The 17562-nt window shown below is 72.6% G+C and carries 16 protein-coding genes; 5 read left to right on the forward strand and 11 right to left on the reverse strand.

The genetic code is table 11. From position 1 onward, the window contains the following. Window positions 1-59 precede the first annotated feature (59 nt). Window positions 60-725 (reverse strand): GAP family protein, encoded by a 666-nt coding sequence (locus tag IE248_RS10550; protein ID WP_073798501.1) that lies wholly within the window; start codon window positions 723-725, stop codon window positions 60-62. A gap of 60 nt (window positions 726-785) precedes the next feature. Between IE248_RS10550 and IE248_RS10555 the strand changes: the two genes are divergently transcribed. From IE248_RS10555 to IE248_RS10565, 3 genes are all read left to right on the forward strand, one after another. Beyond that, window positions 786-1826 (forward strand): YhjD/YihY/BrkB family envelope integrity protein, encoded by a 1041-nt coding sequence (locus IE248_RS10555; protein ID WP_229895241.1) that lies wholly within the window; start codon window positions 786-788, stop codon window positions 1824-1826. 109 nt (window positions 1827-1935) lie between these two features. Then, complete coding sequence (locus IE248_RS10560; protein ID WP_190030576.1) at window positions 1936-3402, forward strand: DUF2252 domain-containing protein; 1467 nt, start codon at window positions 1936-1938, stop codon at window positions 3400-3402. A gap of 87 nt (window positions 3403-3489) precedes the next feature. Then, window positions 3490-5136, forward strand: a complete 1647-nt coding sequence (locus tag IE248_RS10565) for an MFS transporter (protein ID WP_190030577.1) — start codon at window positions 3490-3492, stop codon at window positions 5134-5136. Here IE248_RS10565 and IE248_RS10570 read toward each other — a convergent pair. The 3 genes from IE248_RS10570 to IE248_RS10580 form a co-directional block, all read right to left on the reverse strand. Next, on the reverse strand, window positions 5131-6444 hold the full coding sequence (locus IE248_RS10570; protein ID WP_229895242.1) for a hypothetical protein: 1314 nt from the start codon (window positions 6442-6444) through the stop codon (window positions 5131-5133). The genes IE248_RS10565 and IE248_RS10570 overlap by 6 nt on opposite strands. A 41-nt stretch (window positions 6445-6485) precedes the next feature. Then, a complete protein-coding gene (locus IE248_RS10575; RefSeq protein ID WP_037795321.1) occupies window positions 6486-6836 on the reverse strand; it encodes a hypothetical protein in 351 nt (116 codons plus the stop codon). Window positions 6837-7062: 226 nt separating this feature from the next. Beyond that, window positions 7063-8217: an agmatine deiminase family protein gene (locus IE248_RS10580; RefSeq protein WP_190030579.1), complete on the reverse strand. Its 1155-nt coding sequence runs from the start codon at window positions 8215-8217 to the stop codon at window positions 7063-7065. Between the two features lie 176 nt (window positions 8218-8393). On the opposite strand from IE248_RS10580, the gene IE248_RS10585 reads away from it, so the two are divergent. Next, complete coding sequence (locus IE248_RS10585) at window positions 8394-9056, forward strand: TetR/AcrR family transcriptional regulator (protein ID WP_100580972.1); 663 nt, start codon at window positions 8394-8396, stop codon at window positions 9054-9056. 45 nt (window positions 9057-9101) lie between these two features. Here IE248_RS10585 and IE248_RS10590 read toward each other — a convergent pair whose 3' ends face one another. The 6 genes from IE248_RS10590 to IE248_RS10615 are packed head-to-tail and all read right to left on the reverse strand — an operon-like array spanning window position 9102 to window position 15423. After that, the gene (locus IE248_RS10590) at window positions 9102-9899 is read right to left on the reverse strand and encodes an ABC transporter ATP-binding protein (RefSeq protein ID WP_100580971.1); all 798 of its coding nucleotides are present in this window, start codon (window positions 9897-9899) and stop codon (window positions 9102-9104) included. Next, the gene (locus IE248_RS10595; RefSeq protein ID WP_190030580.1) at window positions 9896-10867 is read right to left on the reverse strand and encodes an ABC transporter ATP-binding protein; all 972 of its coding nucleotides are present in this window, start codon (window positions 10865-10867) and stop codon (window positions 9896-9898) included. Before IE248_RS10595 ends, IE248_RS10590 begins: the two co-directional genes overlap by 4 nt. After that, complete coding sequence (locus tag IE248_RS10600; RefSeq protein WP_190030581.1) at window positions 10864-11721, reverse strand: ABC transporter permease; 858 nt, start codon at window positions 11719-11721, stop codon at window positions 10864-10866. Before IE248_RS10600 ends, IE248_RS10595 begins: the two co-directional genes overlap by 4 nt. Then, complete coding sequence (locus tag IE248_RS10605; RefSeq protein WP_100581091.1) at window positions 11718-12677, reverse strand: ABC transporter permease; 960 nt, start codon at window positions 12675-12677, stop codon at window positions 11718-11720. Before IE248_RS10605 ends, IE248_RS10600 begins: the two co-directional genes overlap by 4 nt. Then, window positions 12674-14347: an ABC transporter substrate-binding protein gene (locus tag IE248_RS10610; RefSeq protein ID WP_190030582.1), complete on the reverse strand. Its 1674-nt coding sequence runs from the start codon at window positions 14345-14347 to the stop codon at window positions 12674-12676. Before IE248_RS10610 ends, IE248_RS10605 begins: the two co-directional genes overlap by 4 nt. 20 nt (window positions 14348-14367) lie before the next feature. Further along, window positions 14368-15423 (reverse strand): agmatine deiminase family protein, encoded by a 1056-nt coding sequence (locus IE248_RS10615; RefSeq protein ID WP_190030583.1) that lies wholly within the window; start codon window positions 15421-15423, stop codon window positions 14368-14370. A 249-nt stretch (window positions 15424-15672) separates the two neighbouring features. Between IE248_RS10615 and IE248_RS10620 the strand changes: the two genes are divergently transcribed. Next, window positions 15673-16257 carry a TetR/AcrR family transcriptional regulator gene (locus tag IE248_RS10620; RefSeq protein ID WP_073779263.1) on the forward strand — a complete coding sequence of 195 codons (585 nt, stop codon included), beginning with the start codon at window positions 15673-15675 and terminating at the stop codon, window positions 16255-16257. 36 nt (window positions 16258-16293) lie between these two features. Here IE248_RS10620 and IE248_RS10625 read toward each other — a convergent pair whose 3' ends face one another. Continuing rightward, window positions 16294-17463: an agmatine deiminase family protein gene (locus tag IE248_RS10625; RefSeq protein WP_079196289.1), complete on the reverse strand. Its 1170-nt coding sequence runs from the start codon at window positions 17461-17463 to the stop codon at window positions 16294-16296. Between the last annotated feature and the right edge of the window lie 99 nt (window positions 17464-17562).

The following is a 17562-nucleotide window of genomic DNA, read 5'->3' on the forward strand; positions in this document are numbered from 1 at the left end:
CCAGCACGCTGCCCGCGCCTCCGCACGTCTGGCGGTCGCCGGGTGGTCCGGCCAGCCGGTCAGCCCGTCAGCTGGTAGATGCTCTGCCCCGTCAGCCACAGACCGAGCAGCAGGCAGACGAACACGATGGCCTCGTCCTTGTGCCCCTCCATCCACCTCCGCATCCGCAGCAGCCGCGCCTGGGCGGCCTCGGGCGCGAACACCATGTACAGCTCGGCGGCCAGCAGCCCCGAGCTGGCGAGCAGGCAGAAGCCGAACAGCGCGAGATAGGTGGTGGCGTGCGAGGCGTCGGCCTGGATCACGGTCGTGGCACCCGCCGCGACCATGCCCCACGGCTGGATCAGTACGGCCAGGCCGGCCGCGGCCCACGGCGAGCCGACGTCCATCCGGGAGGGCGGCGAAGGGGGCTCCGAGGCGGCCCCGCGGGCGGCCGCCCGCGCCTGCCTGCGGCGGTAGCGGCGTACTCCGTACAGCACCAGCCACACACCGATGGCCAGCTTGACGGCCAGCGCGATCACGCTGGGCGGGGAGCGGGGCGCCGGCGGCTGGCCGCCGGTCAGCGCCAGCACGATCGCGATCACGGCGACGAGGCACCCGAGCCACGCCAGGAGGAAGGCCAGCCCCTTCCACACGCCTCTGGGGGACGAGACCACGAGGATCAAGGCCATCAGCGGGAGCGGGTAGAGGGCGATGGCCAACGCGATGAGCACGAGGTCGAGGACCATGACGCCCCCAATCGTGTGACGACATACGACACTACGCACCGGGCCGGGGCCCGACACCTTTTGCCTTTCCCCCGCTCCTTCGCGGTCCGCCGCTCCGGGATGCCGCCCCCGGCCGCGTCCCCCAACCTGGACGCACACGAAGGAGACCGCCATGACGACGACCCGGCGCCCGCCGCCCGCGCCGCGCGACTCCGCGGGCCGCTGATGCCGTCGGAGCGCAAGGCCCGGTGGCGCGAGCGTTCCCGGGAGCTGGCGGCGGCCGGCAAGCGGCTCCAGGGGAGGGCAGAGACCCGGTTCCCGGTGATCACCCACGCCACCGAGCGGATGGTCGGGGTCAACATCTTCGACTCCGCCACCCGGCTGGCCGCCCAGTGTTTCCTGACCGCCGTGCCCCTGCTCTTCGTCCTCGCCTCGTTCGCCCCGGAGGCCGTACGGATGCAGCTCGTCGACTCCATACGGGCGATGTTCGGGCTCACCGGCCAGGCGAGCAGCCAGCTGAGCGACGTCCTCGACGGCTCCGCGGAGGACGACCTGCGCAACGCCGTGGGCGTGACGGGCGCCGTGATCGTGCTGCTGTCGGCGACGGCCGTGAGCCGCGCCATGCAGCGGCTGTGCCGGCGCGCCTGGGAGATCCCGCGCACCGGGACGCGGATCGCGATCTGGCGCTGGTTCGCCTGGATCGCCGCGTGGATGGTCCTGCTGATCATCCAGGGGCCGGTGCGCGACGGCTTCGGGCTCGGCCTGTGGCTCGGCATCCCCCTCACCTTCCTCTTCCAGACGGCGGTGTGGTGGTGGAGCCAGCACCTGCTGCTGGGCGGGGTGATCCCGTGGCTCCCGCTGCTGCCCGGCGCCGTGCTCACGGCCATCGCGATCACCGCGCTGTCGCTTGGGGCGCGCGTCTACATGCCGATCGCGCTCAACCGCTCGCTCGCCGCGTACGGGTCCACCGGCTCGGTGTTCGTCATCCTCTCGTGGCTGATCGTGCTGTGCGTGGCGGTCGCCATCGGCATCAGCACGGGCGCCGCCGTGGCGCAGGAGCCGTACCTGGCCCGGCGGCTGGGCAGCCCGCTCCCGAACCGGCTGCGGCAGCCGCCGCCCTGACCGCGGCCCGCGCCCCCGCCCCTCCGGGCGCCCGCAGCGCAGGGGTGTGGCGCGAGTGCCATGCTGGGAGGCGGAAGCGGGGGCCCTGGTGGCCGGGAGGTTCACTGCGATGACGAAGCGCGCGAAGACCGCGAACGCGAAGCCGACCGCCAAGCCGACCGGGGCTGCGGCCAAGAAGGGCGGCGGCGAGCCCCGGCTCCCGGCCAAGGACCGGGCCGCGGCCGGCCGGGCCGCCCGGGCGCGGACACCGCGGTCCGCCCACGGGGACTTCGAGCCGTCGGCCCGGCGGCCGGATCCGGTGGACGTCATCGAGCGCCAGTCCGCCACCCGGGTGCAGGAGCTCATCCCGATCCGCTACGGCCGGATGGCCCAGTCACCGTTCCGCTTCTACCGCGGCGCCGCCGCGATCATGGCCGGGGACCTGGCCGGCACACCCGACTCGGGCATCCGCGTCCAGCTGTGCGGCGACGCGCACCTGCTGAACTTCCGGCTGCTCGGCTCCCCCGAGCGCAACCTCCTCTTCGACATCAACGACTTCGACGAGACGCTGCCCGGGCCCTGGGAGTGGGACGTCAAACGGCTCGCGACGAGCCTGGTCATCGCCGGGCGCGAGAACGGCTTCTCCACGCAGGAGCGCGCGGGCGTCGTACGGTCGGGCGTGAGCGCCTACCGCGAGCAGATGCGCCGCTTCGCCGGGATGAACACCCTCGACGTCTGGTACGCGAAGGTCGACGAGACGGACCTCCAGGCGGTGGCGGCGGACGCGCTGCACACCCGCGGCCGCAAGAACGTCTCCGAGGCGCTCAGCAAGGCCCGCGGGCGCGACAGCCTCCAGGCCTTCGAGAAGCTCACCGAGCTGGTCGACGGCGAACGCCGCTTCGCCGCCGCCCCGCAGCTGATCACGCCGATCTCCCAGCTGCTGCCCGACCGGGAACGGGACGGGCTCGAAGGCGAGATCCACGACCTCGTCGAGCGGTACGGGCGCAGCCTCCAGTCGGACCGCCTGCACCTGCTGCGCCAGTTCTCGGTGGTCGACATGGCGCGCAAGGTGGTGGGCGTCGGCAGTGTCGGCATGCGCTGCTGGGTCATCCTGCTGCTGGGCCGGGACGACCAGGACCCGCTGATCCTCCAGGCGAAGGAGGCCGGCGAGTCCGTCCTGGCCGCGCACACCGGCGCCAGCGAGTTCGCCACCGAGGGCGAGCGGGTCGTCGCCGGACAGCGCGTGATGCAGGCCGCCAGCGACATCTTCCTCGGCTGGCACCGCATGCACGGGGTCGACGGCCGCGAACGGGACTTCTACGTACGCCAGTTGCGCGACTGGAAGGGCATCGCCGAACCCTCCCGAATGGTGCCGCGCGGCATGCGGGCCTTCGCCGGACTGTGCGGGGTGACCCTGGCGCGGGCACACGCCCGCTCCGGGGACCGGATCGCCATCGCCGCGTACCTGGGCCGCCGCGAGGTCTTCGACGACGCGCTCGTACGGTTCGCGGAGAGCTACGCCGACCAGAACGAGCGCGACCACCGGCGCCTGGTGGAGGCGATCGCCTCCGGCCGGGTGAGCGCCGTCGCGGCCTGAGCCGGACCGGGCCGCGCCCACCGCCAGTCGACTGAACCCCCGGGCGAGGCGCCGTGCCACCTCTCCCCGGCGTGGCACGCTGCGCCCATGACGGCAGCGAAGGCGGCCCCGGCCGGGAACGAGGGAAAGGCCGGGAAGGCGAGACTCATCCTGCTGACCCTGGCGGCCGGGCAGTTCCTGATGGCCCTGGACAGCTCGGTGATGAACGTCTCGATCGCCACGGTGGCCGATGACATCGGCACCTCGGTGAGCGGCATGCAGGGCGCGATCACGGCGTACACGCTGGTCATGGCGATGCTCATGATCAGCGGCGGCAAGGTCGGCGCGCTCATCGGCCGCAAACGGGCGTTCATGATCGGCTGCGTCATCTACGGCTGCGGATCTCTCACGACCTCCCTCGCCCCGAACCTGACGGTGCTGATGCTGGGCTGGTCGTTCCTGGAGGGCGTGGGAGCGGCGCTCATCCTGCCGGCGATCGTGGCGCTCGTCGCCTCCAACTTCGGCAAGGAGCAGCGTCCGGCCGCCTACGGCCTGGTCGCGGCCGCCGGCGCGATCGCCATCGCCCTCGGCCCGCTCATCGGCGGCGTGGCGACCACCTATTTCTCCTGGCGCTGGGTGTTCGCCGGAGAGGTCGTGGTGGTGCTGGTCATCCTGATGCTCGCCCGCCGGGTCGCCGACGCGCCTCCGGAGCACCGGCCGCGCGTCGACGTGCTCGGCGCGATCGTGTCCGCCGCCGGCATCGGGCTGTTCGTCTTCGGCGTGCTGCGGACGAGCGAATGGGGCTGGTTCCGGCCCAAGGCCGGCGGCCCCGCCTGGTTCTCGCTCTCGCCCGTCGTCTGGCTGATGCTGGCCGGCATCCTGCTGGTCTGGCTGTTCTTCCGCTGGGAGGCACGCCTGGTGGCGCGGGGGAGCGAACCGCTCGTCGACCCGGCCCTGCTGGACAACCGCCAGTTCTCCGGCGGCCTGACGATGTTCTTCTTCCAGTACCTCGTCCAGATGGGCGTGTTCTTCGTCGTCCCGCTCTACCTGTCCGTGGCGCTCGGCCTGTCCGCGCTCGATACGGGCGTACGGATCCTGCCGCTCTCCCTGACCCTCCTCGCCGCCGCGATCGGGATCCCCCGGCTGTGGCCGGACGTCTCACCGCGGCGCGTCGTACGCATCGGGGTGCTGGCGATGCTCGTCGGCGCCGTCGTCCTGATGGCCGGTCTGACCCCCGACTCCAGCGCGGCCGTCGTCACCGTTCCGCTGCTGCTGATCGGCCTCGGGATGGGGGCGCTCGCCTCCCAGCTCGGAGCCGTCACCGTGTCGGCCGTACCGGACGAGCGGAGCTCCGAGGTCGGAGGCATCCAGAACACCTCCACCAACCTCGGCGCCTCGATCGGCACCGCCCTCGCCGGGTCCATCATGATCGCGGTGCTGACGAGCTCGTTCCTCGCCACCATCGACCAGAACCCGGCGATCCCGGCCGACGTCAAGAGCCAGGCGCACACCAACCTCGCGGGCAGCGCCCCCTTCCTGTCGGACGAGCAGCTCGGCGCCGCCCTCGACGAGGCGGGCACGGACCCCGCGGTGGCCCAGGCGGCCCTCGACGCCAACGACAGCGCCCGGATCGACGGCCTGCGGGCCGCGCTCGGCATCCTCGCCCTCACCGCGCTGCTCGCGCTGTTCTTCACCCAGCGCATCCCCGCGACCCAGCCGTCCGCGACGCGCGGACCGGCCGACGCACCGTCATGACGGGTGCGGGCCCGCGACCTTGTCGGCGGCCGGGTGCTCTCCCGTGTCCTCGGCGAGGAAATCCGTCACCGCGAGCGCGAAGAGCAGGGCGAGGGCCAGACCCACGACCACCCAGCCGGTGGGGTAGGACCACAGGAGGTACACGAGGGCGGCGACCGCCACCAGCCCCCAGGTGAACCAGGGGCGGTGGCGCCGGATGAACGGGCCGACCGGTCCGGTGCGCAGACCCAGGCGGTCGGCCGAGGCGCGGGTGGCGGCGATGCCGGAGTGCCAGATCTGGCGGGCCGCGACGGCGTACCGGCCGGGGCCGGAGAGCCAGGCGGCGAGGGCGACCACCACGCCGAGGACCACGACCATCCGGACCGTCGTGCGCAGCAGGCGGATCAGCGCGTCGTAGACGGAGCCGGCCGCGGCCTGCGAGACGGTGTCGGGCAGGGCATTGAGGTAGACGGTGCGGAACACGGTCAGGGCCAGACCGAGGACGAGGGCCGCGAAGGCGACCGCGAGGGCCGAGGCCACCACGGCCCGGCGCCGGCGGGCGGAGAGCAGGATGCCGGCGACGATCAGGATCAGGGCGAGGACCGGCAGCCACACGCCGAGGATCTGCAGGAGCCGGAAGCCCGTCTTGACCCTGCCGATGTCATTGGACTGCACGACGGTGAAATCGGTGTGGATCTCGGGGATCTTGCCGGCGACGCTCATCCCGGAGTCCACGAGCCGCGTCTTGACCTGGTCGATCACCGGGGCGAGGTCGATGGTCACCGCGTCGTTCTTGATCTGGACGGCGCCGTCACCACTGCCGGTCAGGGCCTTGACCAGAGCGGTGTGGATGGTGCGGTTGGCGTCGGTCCAGATCGTCTCGAAGGACTTCGAGGCGATGACGTCCTGCGCCTTGTCCTTCACGAAACTGCTGACGGCGCTCTCCAGCGAGCCGCCGAGCTTGCCGAGCGCCTTCTGGAGCAGCGGCCGTTGGTCGGGGGCCACGTCCTCCAGCAGGGCGGTGAGGTCGAGGTGCTGCATCAGGGCGGCCGTGACGCGGTTCGCGGCGGCTTCCTGGACGTCGGGGTCGGAGGCCAGCGGGGCGACCGTGGAAACGTAGCGGTCGGTGTTCCCCACGATGCCGGAGGTCCACGCGGCGACGATGCCCAGCGGGGCCAGCACACAGCCGACGATGATCAGCAGCGCGGCCAGCAGCGACCGTGCCCGGTGCCGCGGCGGGGTGCGCTTCCCGGCCGCGGCCTCCGACTCCAGGGCGGCGACCCTGGCCCGCAGTGCCGCGAGTTCGGCCGCGCTTTCGTCACCCTGCATGGCTGACCTCCTACGGGGTCGGGTGCCTGGACCGTCGAGGATCAGTGGATGACGCTGAAGCTGCGCCACGGCAGGCTGGCGGGGGCCGTCACGTTCGACAGGGTGGTGGCGACGTAGATGCCGTCGGCCCGGTCGGTCTTCTGGCAGTCCGGCGTCCGGTAGAGGACGACGTCGACGAGGGTGTTGTTCTGGACGTGGGTGGCGCCCCGCGGCAGGCCGATCTTGTGGCAGCCCGTCACCAGGGTGTTGGAGTAGCTCAGCTCGCTCACCGAGTCCTGGGCGCGGAAGCTGAGCATCCCGACGGTCGTCCGGCCCAGGCCCGAGCACGCGGTGGCGGTCAGCAGCAGCGCTGCGACCCCGGTGATGACGCCGATACGCCGGCTGTGGGACATGGCGCGGTCCTCGTCTGTGCGGTGGTGTGGCTCTCCTTGTCCCACAGCCTGCCCCGGCGCGCGGCGGGCGGCATCCGCTGCTCGGCCGGGCGGATGAACGGGGCGTATGAACGGGGCGTATGAACGGGGTGGACGAACGGCGCGGATGGACGGGCATGGCGGCGGGGCGCTGCGGCCACGGGTGGCCGGGCCGTCCGGACGGCCCGGCCACCCGTGGCGCGGCCGCTTACGGGGCGGGCTGCTGCTGGGTGACGCAGTGGATGCCGCCGCCGCCCGAACCGAGGGCGTCGATGTCGAGCTGCTCGACGGTCCGGCCGGGGAAGGCCCGCTGGAGCGTCGCCCTGGCCGCGGCGTCCGCCCGGCCGTCGCCGAACTGCGGCGCGATGACGGCGCCGTTGCACACGTAGTAGTTGGCGTAGGCGCCGACGAAGTTCGGGTCGGTGGACCTGATCAGGTCGTAGTCGGGGCCCTGGAGCCGGGTGACCGCGACCGGACCGCCCTGGGCGCTCGTGGAGGTGGACAGGATCTGGTACTGCTGGCGCGCGTCGTTCGACCAGGCGTCGGTGTCCTTCGGGAGCGGCATCTGGACCAGCCCCTGGCCGGGGGCGAGGAACCGTGACGTCGCGTCGACGTGGTCGTCGGTGATGTCCCGGCCGAGGACCCCCTTGAACCAGATCACCTTGGAGGCGCCGAACGCGGCGCACATCGCCGCCTCGATCCGGTCCTGGCTCAGACCGGGGTTGCGGTCCGGGTTGATGATGCTGCTGCGGGTGGCCATGAGCGTGCCCGCGCCGTCCGTCTCCACCGCGCCGCCCTCGCCGACGAATCCGGCCGTGGTGAAGGGCACGCCGACGTGGGCCGCGATCCGGCCGGCCACCAGGGAGTCCTTGGCGTGGGTCTGCTGGTTGCCCCAGCCGTTGAAGTTCAGGCCGACGGCGTCGAGGCCGCCCGCGCCGTTGGTGCGGAACACCGGGCCGCTGTCGCGCATCCAGCAGTCGTCGACCGGGATCGAGGTGATCACCGTGACGGCGGATCCGCAGGCGCCGCGCGCCTTCGCGGCACTGGCGGGGTTGGCGCACATCACGACCGGCTCGTACTTCGCGACGGTCTTCGCGATGAGCGCGATGTTCGCCTGGACGCCCGCCAGTTTCCGTCCCCAGACGGCCGAGCTGTCGGGCCAGGCCATCCAGGTCCGGGTGTGCCGGACTGTGTCGAGCGGGACCGCGAAGCCCCCGGCGGCCGCCGCCGCCCGCGCCGCGGGCCGGGCGGCCGCGAAGGCCTCGCCTCCGACGGCCGCCAGTGCGGCCCCGGCGGCCGTGAGGCCGGCGGCCGTCAGGAACCCTCTTCGGTCCAGCGTCCGGCGCTCGTTGATCTCTGTCATCTCTGATCTCCGATCGGGAGGGAGGTGGATCGCTCCACCGGGTGGGGCGGAACGTATTACTGACCGAGCGCTCGGTCAATATTTGAGACGCATGAACTGGCCCTGAAATGAAGGAAGTTGAAGCCTCTTGATCACTTCCGGCGGTGCGGGGGACACCGGGTCGTTAAAGTGGCGCCGTGGCAGCGAACCTGGCAGCAGAAGCCGAGGGCGGCCGGCCGGCCGGGACCGCCCCCACCCCCCGTGGCCCCCGAGCCTCCCGCACCTCGGCCAAGGGCGAGCAGACCCGCGCCCGGCTGATCGCCGCGGCCCGGACACTGCTGGCCGGCGACGGCCTGGCGCGCTTCAGCACCCGCAACGTCGCCGCGCTCTGCGGCATCTCGCACGGGATGTGCCACTACCACTTCCAGGACCGGACCGACCTGATCGTGGCCGTCGCCCACGACATCGGGCCCGAATGGATCGGCCCGATGGAAGCCGCGGTCGACCGCCCCGGCCCCTTCTCCGAGCGCGCCGAGCGGGTCATCGGACTGCTGACCCAGCCCGAGGGCCCCGACCTGTCCCGCCTGCACTCCGCGCTCCACTGGTTCGCGCTGAGCGACGACCGGGTCCGGGCCGCCGTGGACGGCGAGTACCGGCGCTGGCGGGAGTGCTTCGTCCGCCTCTTCCGGGTACTGGCCGACGAACACGACGGCGCGTTCGACCCCGTACCGCTGGGCACCGCGCTCGCGGCCGCCGCCGACGGGCTCGCCGCCATCCAGTCCCTGGACGCCCGGGTGGAGACCGAGGCGAGCGTACGTGCACTCGTCTCCGGCCTCGCCGCGGCCGCCGTACGACCGTGAACGGCGCGGCCCGAACACCGCCCGAACACCGCCTGAGCGCCGCCGTTACAGCGCCCGGCGCGCCTCCGCGATCCGCCGCGGGTCCCAGCCCGGGCGGGGTACGGATTCCAGCAGCAGCCGGGTGTACGGGTGCTCCGGCGCGGCCAGCACCCGCGCCGTGGGACCCGACTCCACGATCCGGCCGTGCCGCATGACGATGACCTCGTCGGTGACGCACCGTACGACACCCAGGTCATGGGTGATGAACAGGTAGCCGATGCCGGTCTCCGCACGGATCTCGCCCAGCAGGTTCAGGATCTGCGCCTGCACCGAGACGTCCAGCGCCGCCACCGCCTCGTCGAGCACCAGCACCGCCGGCTCGACCGCCAGCGCCCGGGCGATCGCCACGCGTTGGCGCTGCCCGCCCGACAACTGCCGCGGCAGCGCATCCGACTCCCGGGCCCCCAGTCCCACCTGGTCCAGCAGCTCGGTGATCCGCCGGCCGTGATCGGCGCCCGGGAAGTGCAGCCGCAGCGTCTCGCGGAGCGCCCCGCCCACCGTGGTGCGCGGGTCCAGGGACAGGAACGGGTCCTGGAAGACCATCTGCACCTCCCGCGCCCGTGCCAGGCGTTCGGCCCGGCCGCGCCGGCGATCGCCGCGGTCCCGGCCGTGGATCACGACCCGGCCGCTGTCCGCGTGCTCCAGGCCCACGACGATCCGGGCGGTCGTCGTCTTGCCCGAACCCGACTCGCCGACGATGCCCAGGGAGCCGCCCTCGGACAGCCGGAACGACACGTCGTCCACCGCCCGGACGCTCCCGTAGCTCCGGTGCAGCCCGGCGGCCTCCAGGACGGTCTTCCTCATCGGTGGTTCTCCTTGACCAGGTCGCCGTGATGGCAGGAGGCGAGGCGGGCCGGCCCGTCCGCGAGCGGCAGCAGGGCCGGCGCCTGCCGGGTGCACACGTCCGTCGCGTACAGGCAGCGCGCGGCGAAGGGGCAGCCGGCCAGCTCCTCGCGCAGGCTCGGCGGCCGGCCCTCGATGGCGGCGAGCCGGCCCCGGGGGGCGTCCAGCCGCGGGGTCGAGTCGAGGAGCGCGGCCGTGTACGGATGGCGCGGCCGGGCGAACAGCTCGTCGGCGGGGCCCGTTTCGACGATCCGGCCCGCGTACATCACGTACACCCGGTCGCTGATCGCGGCGGCGAGCCCGAGGTCGTGGGTGACGAACAGCAGCCCCGTGCCGAAGCTCTCGCGCAGCTCGCCGAGGAGGGCCACCACCTCCGCCTGCGTGGTGACGTCGAGGGCCGTGGTGGGTTCGTCGGCGAGGATCAGCGCGGGATCGCCCATCAACGCGGCCGCGATCACGACCCGTTGCAGCATGCCGCCGGAGAGCTGCCCCGGGTACGCGCGCAGCGCGGCGGCCGTCAGACCGACCGCCTCCAGCATCCTCACCGCCCGCTCCTCGGCGGCCTCCTTGCGCATCCGGGCGTTCAGCCGCAGGCTCTCGGTGAGGAAGTCGCCGACGCGGCGCATCGGATTGACGGCCGCCCGGGGGTCCTGGAAGATCATCGCCGCCGTGCCGGTGCGCAGCACCCGCAGCTGCCCGGGGCTCATGGCGAGGACGTCGTCGCCGACGACGCGCACCGTCCCCCGGGCGCTCGCTCCCGGCGGCAGCAGCCCCAGCACGCTGCGGGAGGTGAGGCTCTTCCCGGAACCGGACTCGCCGACCAGCGCGACCGTCTCGCGGGCCCCGACGGTGAGGTCGACGCCGTCGAGGACGGGCCGGGCGGTACCCGGCAGCCGCAACCGCAGCGCCTGGATGTCGAGGGTGTTCATCCGTCCCTCCTGGAGACCTTGTCGGCCCAGCGTTCGCCGACGACGTTGAAGGCGACCACGGTCAGCACGATGGCCGCGCACGGCACGATCGCCGACAGCGGGTAGCCGTACTGGACGGCGGTCTTGCCGTCGAAGACCATGCGGCCCCAGTCGGGGGTCAGGGCGGGCACGCCCAGGCCGAGGAAGGACAGGCCGGCCAGGTCGATGAGGGCGTACCCGAAGTTGATCGTGGACTGCGCGAGGACGACGGGCGCCACCCCGGGGACCACGTGGCGCAGGCAGATCTGCAGGCCGGAGTGGCCCTGCACCCGGTAGGCCTCCACGTACGGGCGTTCGCGTTCGGCGAGGACGAGGGAGCGGGTGAGCCGGCTGACGTACGGGAGGTAGGCGATGGCCAGGGCGATGACCGGGGCCAGCAGGCCTTCGCCGTGGACCGACACGATCAGGATGGCCAGCAGCATCCCGGGGAAGGCGAAGACCAGCTCGGCGCCGCGGGACAGGACGGAGTCCAGCCAGCCGCCCCGCCAGGCGGCGGCCGTGCCGATGGCGACCCCGGCCAGGGTGGAGAAGACGACCACCCCGAGCGGGCCGAGGAGGGAGGTACGGGCGCCCAGGACCAGCCGGGACAGGGTGTCGCGCCCGGAGGCGTCGACCCCGAGGAGGTGCTCGGCGGACGGCCCCGCCAGGGCGTTGCCCAGGTCCACGGTGTTCGCGTCGTACGGGGCGATCCAGGGGGCGAGTACGGCGAGGGCGACGACGAGGGCCACGAAACCCAGGCAGAGCAGGGACAGGGGGGCGCGGGAGGTCCGGATCCGGGCGAGGCCGGGCCGGCGGAGCAGGGTGGCTGCGGTCATGCGGCCGACCTCCTGGGGCCGAGGGCGACCCGGGGGTCGACCAGCGGGTGCAGCAGGTCGACGAGGAGGTTCACCGTCATGAACAGCGCGACCATGATGAGGGAGATGGCCTGCACGGTGGGGAAGTCCTTGGTGGTGGTGGACAGTTCGAGGAGCTGGCCGATGCCGCCCACGCTGAACGCGGACTCCACCAGGACGGTGGTGACCAGCAGGGTGGAGACGATCAGCCCGCTCGTGGTGAGCACGGTGCCCAGCGCGTTGCGGAACACGTGCCGCCGGATCACCCGATGGTCCGAGACGCCCCTGCTGCGGGCGACGGTGACGTGTTCCTGGCCCAGTACGTCGAGCATCGCGGCCCGGGTGACGCGGGCCAGCATCCCGATCAGGTAGAGCGCCAGCGCGACGGCGGGCAGCGTCAGGTGCCACAGCATCTGGGCGGGGCCCTCGCCGGTGCCCCCGGTGGGGAACCAGTGCAGGTTCACCGCGAACAGGCCCTGGAGCAGCACCGCCGCCACGAACGAGGGGGTGCCGATGGCGAAGGTGGTCGTCACGAGGATCGTCGAGTCGGCGGCGCCGCCGCGGACCGCGCCGATCCAGCCCAGCAGCAGACCGAGGGCGAGGACGAGCGCCAGGGCCATGGAGATCAGCAGCAGGGTGCTCGGCAGCCGGTCCGCCAGCAGCCGGGACACGTCCGTGCGGTAGGTGATCGAGCGCCCGAAGTCGCCCTGGAGCACCTGGCCGAGCCAGCGGACGTACTGGACCGCGAACGGCTCGTCGAGGTGGTACTGCGCGTTGATCGCCCGCAGCGCCTCCGGGGAGGCCGACCGCCCGGCGAGCAGGAAGCTCGCCGGATTGCCGGGCGCCAGGTACATGGCACCGAAGATGACGAAGGAGGCGCCCAGCAGGGTGGCCGCCATCTCGGCCAGCCGGCGTACGGCGAATCTCAGGAAGTTCATCGGGCCGCCGCCCCGACGTCGGCGGCCCACGGGTAGTAGAGGTAGGAGATGCTGGTGGGCGCCCCGGTGATCCGCTTGTTGAGGAACACGGCCGTGGGCCACTCCGCCACGGGTATCCACAGGACCTGTTCGGCGGCCTTCTTCTGGAGCTGGGCGGCCGCAGCCATCCGCCGGGCCGGGTCGTACTCGGCCCGCGCCTTGGCGACGAGCTCGTCGTAGGCCGGGTCGCTGTAGCCGGCGTAGTTCTGGAAGGCCCCGGTCTGGAAGTTGCTCAGCAGGTCCATCGGGTCGGTGATGGAGTCGTAGTAGGTCTCGGGGAACATGTCCAGGCCCTCGCGCGCCTGGGGGTCGGTGAACAGCGCGGTGAAGGCGTTCGGGGCGATGGTCTTCAGCCTGACGTCCAGACCGATCCTGCTGCCGGCGGCCTGGACCGCCGTGGCCAGCAGGGAGACGTCCTGGCCGATCGGGCTGGTGGCGATGGTGACCGTCTTGCCGGTGGCGCCCGCCTCCTTGATCAGCGCCTTGGCCTCCTCGATGTTCTGCCCGGCCGGGGGGAGCCCCTCGAAGGCGGCCTTGCGGACCTCTTCGGGGGCCGCCGCCCAGACGGCCTTGGTGGTGAGCGAGTGGGTGGCGGTGCCCGCCCCGCCCAGGCCCGCCTTGACGAAGCCGCGCCGGTCCAGCGCCAGGGACAGCGCCCGCCGCACGCGTACGTCGGCGAGCGGCCCCTTCATGCTGGTGACGTTGACGTTGACGGTGCTGAGCCCCTCGCCGAAGTAGAGGGTGCCGACCCCGCTCCTGCTCAGCCGGTCGTAGCTCTCGGTGGGGATCAGGTAGCCGCCGTCGGCCTCGCCGTTCAGCATGGCGTTGGTCCGGGCGGAGGGGTCGGTGAGGAAGGTGAAGACCGCCCTCGCCGACTTGGCCCTGGTGCCCCAGTAGCCGTCGAAGCGCCGGAGCTCGATCGACTGGCCCTTGTTCCAGGTGCCCAGCTGGAAGGGGCCGGTGCAGTCCAGGCTGCCGGAGGTGCCGTAGTCCTCGCCCGCCTTCTCCACACCGGCCTTCGAGGCCACCACACCGGCAGCGGTCGCCATGTACTGGGGGAACTGCGAGTCCGGCTGCTTGAGCTTGACCGTGACCTGGAGCGGGCCGGTCTTGGTGAGGGACTCGACGTTGGAGAAGGTGCTGTTCCAGGCCGAGCCGCCGTCGGGGTCCCGCTGACGGCCGAGGCTGAACACCACGTCGTCGGCGGTCATCTCACCGCCGTCGTGGAACCGCACGCCCGGGCGGAGGTCGTAGACCCAGGTGGTCGGGTCGGGGTTGGAGGCCTTCTCGGCCAGCCCCGGCGCGACGGTCAGCTGCGGGGTCCACCGCATCAGGCTCTCGCAGACGTTGGACAGGACCGTGTTCTGCGGGTAGTCGAAGGCGGCGGTGTAGTCCAGCGTCGGCGGCTCCGCGTACAGGGCCCAGGTGAAGGAGTCGAGCTCACCGGCGGCGGCGGGGGTGCCGGCCGACAGCTTGAACGCGGCGCCGCCGGGGGCCGGGCCGTCCTTGGGCGGGCCCGCGCAGGCGCTCACCAGGCCGAACGCGGTCAGGGCGGCCACGGCGGCGGCCGGGAGGCCGCGCGTGCGGCGGGCGGATCCGCGGGCTCCGGACCGGGGCAGGGTACGTGGCATCGGTGCTCTCTCTTCCATGCTCAGCGGGAGCCGGCGGCGGCGGCGGAGGCGGCGGAGCCGGCGGGCGCGGCGGGCGCCGCGAGGGGCACCTGCTGGGTGATGCAGTGGACCCCGCCGCCGCCGTACGCGATCACGCGCGAGCGGACGCCGACGACCTTGCGGCCGGGCAGCGCGGCGGCGATCACCGCCAGCGCCCCCTCGTCCGAGGGGAGTCCCGCGACCGGTACGACGACGCCCCCGTTGGCGACGTAGAAGTTGAGGTACCCCACCTCGGTGCGGCGGCCGGCCACCTCGACGAACGCGCTCTGCGGCAGGCCGACGACCTCCAGCCGGCGCCCGGCGGCGTCGGTGGCGGACTCCAGGACGGCGCGGTTCGCGCGCATCCGCTCGTGGTCCGGGTGGCCGGGGTCGTCCGGGAGCTGTACGAGGACCTTTCCGGGGGCGACGAACGCGCAGACCCCGTCCACGTGCCCGTCGGTCTCGGTGTCCAGCAGGCCGCCGTACGGCAGCCAGATCACCTTGCTGACGCCGAGGCGGGTGATCAGCTCCGCCTCGATCTCCGCCTTGCTCATCCCCGGGTTGCGGTTGGGGTGCAGCAGGCACTGCTCCGTGGTGATCAGCGTGCCCTCGCCGTCGACCGTGACGGCGCCGCCTTCGAGCACCATCGCGGATGCGAGGCGCTCCACGCCGAAGTGCTCCAGCAGGACGGCGGAGATCCTGTCGTCGCTGTCGTGGGGGTGGTGCTTGCCGCCCCACGCGTTGAAGCGGAAGTCGACGCCGGCGCGCTCTCCGCCCGGGCCGAGGACGAAGAGCGGGCCGGAGTCGCGGAACCAGGAGTCGTCCAGGGGCAGCTCCATGACCTCGACGCCCTCCCCGCACATCGCGCGGGCCTCGGCGCCACTGCCGGGCAGGGCCACCATCGTGACCGGTTCGAATTCCGCGATCGCCGCTGCGACCTGCGCGTATTCCGCCTTCACGGCGTCGAAGACCTCACCCCACAGTTCCCGGCGGGTGGGCCAGGCCATCAGACAGCGCTCGTGCTCGGCCCACTCGGCCGGCATGCGGAAACTCGTCATCATCTGCTCCTGTGCGAATGTTCAGTCAGTTCGGAGAAGGCGTTTGTGTGCCGGTGATGTGCCCCGCATCCTTCACCGAACTGAAAATTCAGTCAATGGTTCTGGCCGGGCAGTTGCCGGAACGGCGCGCGGCGCGCCGGTCCGTCTGGCGGCCGGGCGTGAACGCCCTGGCGGGGACATTGGGGGGTCCTGAAGATCTGGTCAGGAAATAGCCCCAGGTGACGGAGTCGGCGGGTAGAGTGACACCTCGTGTCAGACCGTCGAACAGAAATACTCAGAGCCGCCACGCGAGTGATCGCCCGCCGTGGCGTGCGCGGGCTCCGCGTGGGAGAGCTGGCAGCCGAGGCAGGGGTCTCCACCTCGCTGATCTACTACCACTTCACCGATCGCGCCGGGATCCTGCGGCGGACCCTGGAGTTCATCAGCGATCGCGCCGACCGCTACACGGCCGAGCGGGATCCGGGTCAGGGCCTCGGGCCGGACCCCGTCGATCCGCGGACCGAACTGGCCCAGGTGCTGCTGCTGGAACTCCAGGACACCCCGGAAGTGCGCGAGAACAGCACCGCGTGGGGTGAGCTGCGGGCGAGCGCCGTCTTCGACGCCGACCTGCGCGAGGACGTCGCGAAGGCCACGCACACCTGGGTCCACGAGATCGCCGACCTCCTCGCCCACGCGCGGCCCACCGGCACGGCCCCGGCGCACGCGGCCGCCGCCGAACGCCTGACGGCCCTCCTCGAAGGGCTCAGCGTCCGCTGGCTGAGCGGTTCCCTCCCGCTGGAGCACGCGCGCGCCCTCCTTGCGGACGCCATCGAGGCGGAACTGGACCACGCCTGACGGGCCCCGGCGGCGCCGGGCCGGCGGCCGGGCCCGCTACGGAAGGGGTTCGTGCATCGTCGAGCAGTGGATGCCGCCGCCGCCCGCCATCAGCCGGTCGACGTCGAGCTGTACGACCGTCCGCCCCGGAAAGGCCTCGGCCAGGGCCCGGTTCGCGGCGGCGTCCTTGACCGCGTCGCCGAACTGGGCCGTGATGACGGCCCCGTTGACCACGTGGAAGTTCAGGTACGAGTCGACGAACTGGGAGTCCTTCGAGCGGACGGTGTCGGGGCCGTCCACGCGGATCACCTTCAGCCGCCGCCCCCGGGCGTCGGTGGCGCGGGAGAGGATCGCGAACTGTTCGCGGGCGTCCCGCGCCCACGCGTCATCGCGGTCCTCCGGCGGGACCTGCACCATGACGACGCCCGGCCGCACGAACCGCGAGGTCACGTCGATGTGGTCGTCGGTGATGTCCTTGCCCTTGATGCCCGGGACCCAGATCATCCGGTCCGCGCCGTAGGCGCGCAGGACCGCGTCCTCGACGTCGGCCCGGCTCATCCCCGGATTGCGGTTCTTGTTGACCAGGCTGCTCTCCGTGGCCATGACGGTGCCGTCGCCGTCGGTCTCGATCGCGCCGCCCTCGCCGACGAACTCCGTCCTGCTGAAGGGCAGGCGCCCGTCGTCGGCGATGCGCCGGGCGACCTCGGCGTCGCGGGAGTGGGTCTGCTTGTTGCCCCAGCCGTTGAAGCCCAGGCCGATCGCGTCGAGCCCGCCGCGGCCGTCGCGGCGGAAGACCGGGGCGGTGTCCCGCATCCAGAGGTCGTCCGTCGGGATCGAGTCGAGCACCGTGACCGCCGGGCCGCACCAGGACCGGGCGGTGGCGGCGGCATCGGCGTCCGGCGCGCACATCACCACCGGCTCGTGGCGGGCGATCGTCCGGGCGATCAGCGCGATGTCCTCCTGTACGCCGGCCAGCCGGCGGCCGCCCCAGATGGACGTGCGCGTCGGCCAGGACATCCAGGTGCGGGCGTGCGGGACGTCGTCGCGCTCCACCCACCAGCGCGGCAGGGCCGCGCTCGCCCGCTGGGGTGCCATCGCCATCGAACCCAGCGCCACACCTGCCGCCCCGACGCCGGCGGCGCCGAGGACGCGCCGGCGGGAGGGTTCGGCGGAGCCGCCGAACAGGCGGCTGAACAGGGAGCGGCTGTCGCCGTGGAATTCGCTCATGGGTCTCTCCGGATCTCTTGGGGGAGGGGAGCCGTGGCCCGACTCTGTCATTGACTGAAAATTCAGTCAAGAAGCGAGCCGCGAGGAAGCCCGGGACGG

The organism is Streptomyces goshikiensis (assembly GCF_014650555.1).
In the GTDB taxonomy this organism is placed as follows: Bacteria; Actinomycetota; Actinomycetes; order Streptomycetales; family Streptomycetaceae; genus Streptomyces; species Streptomyces goshikiensis.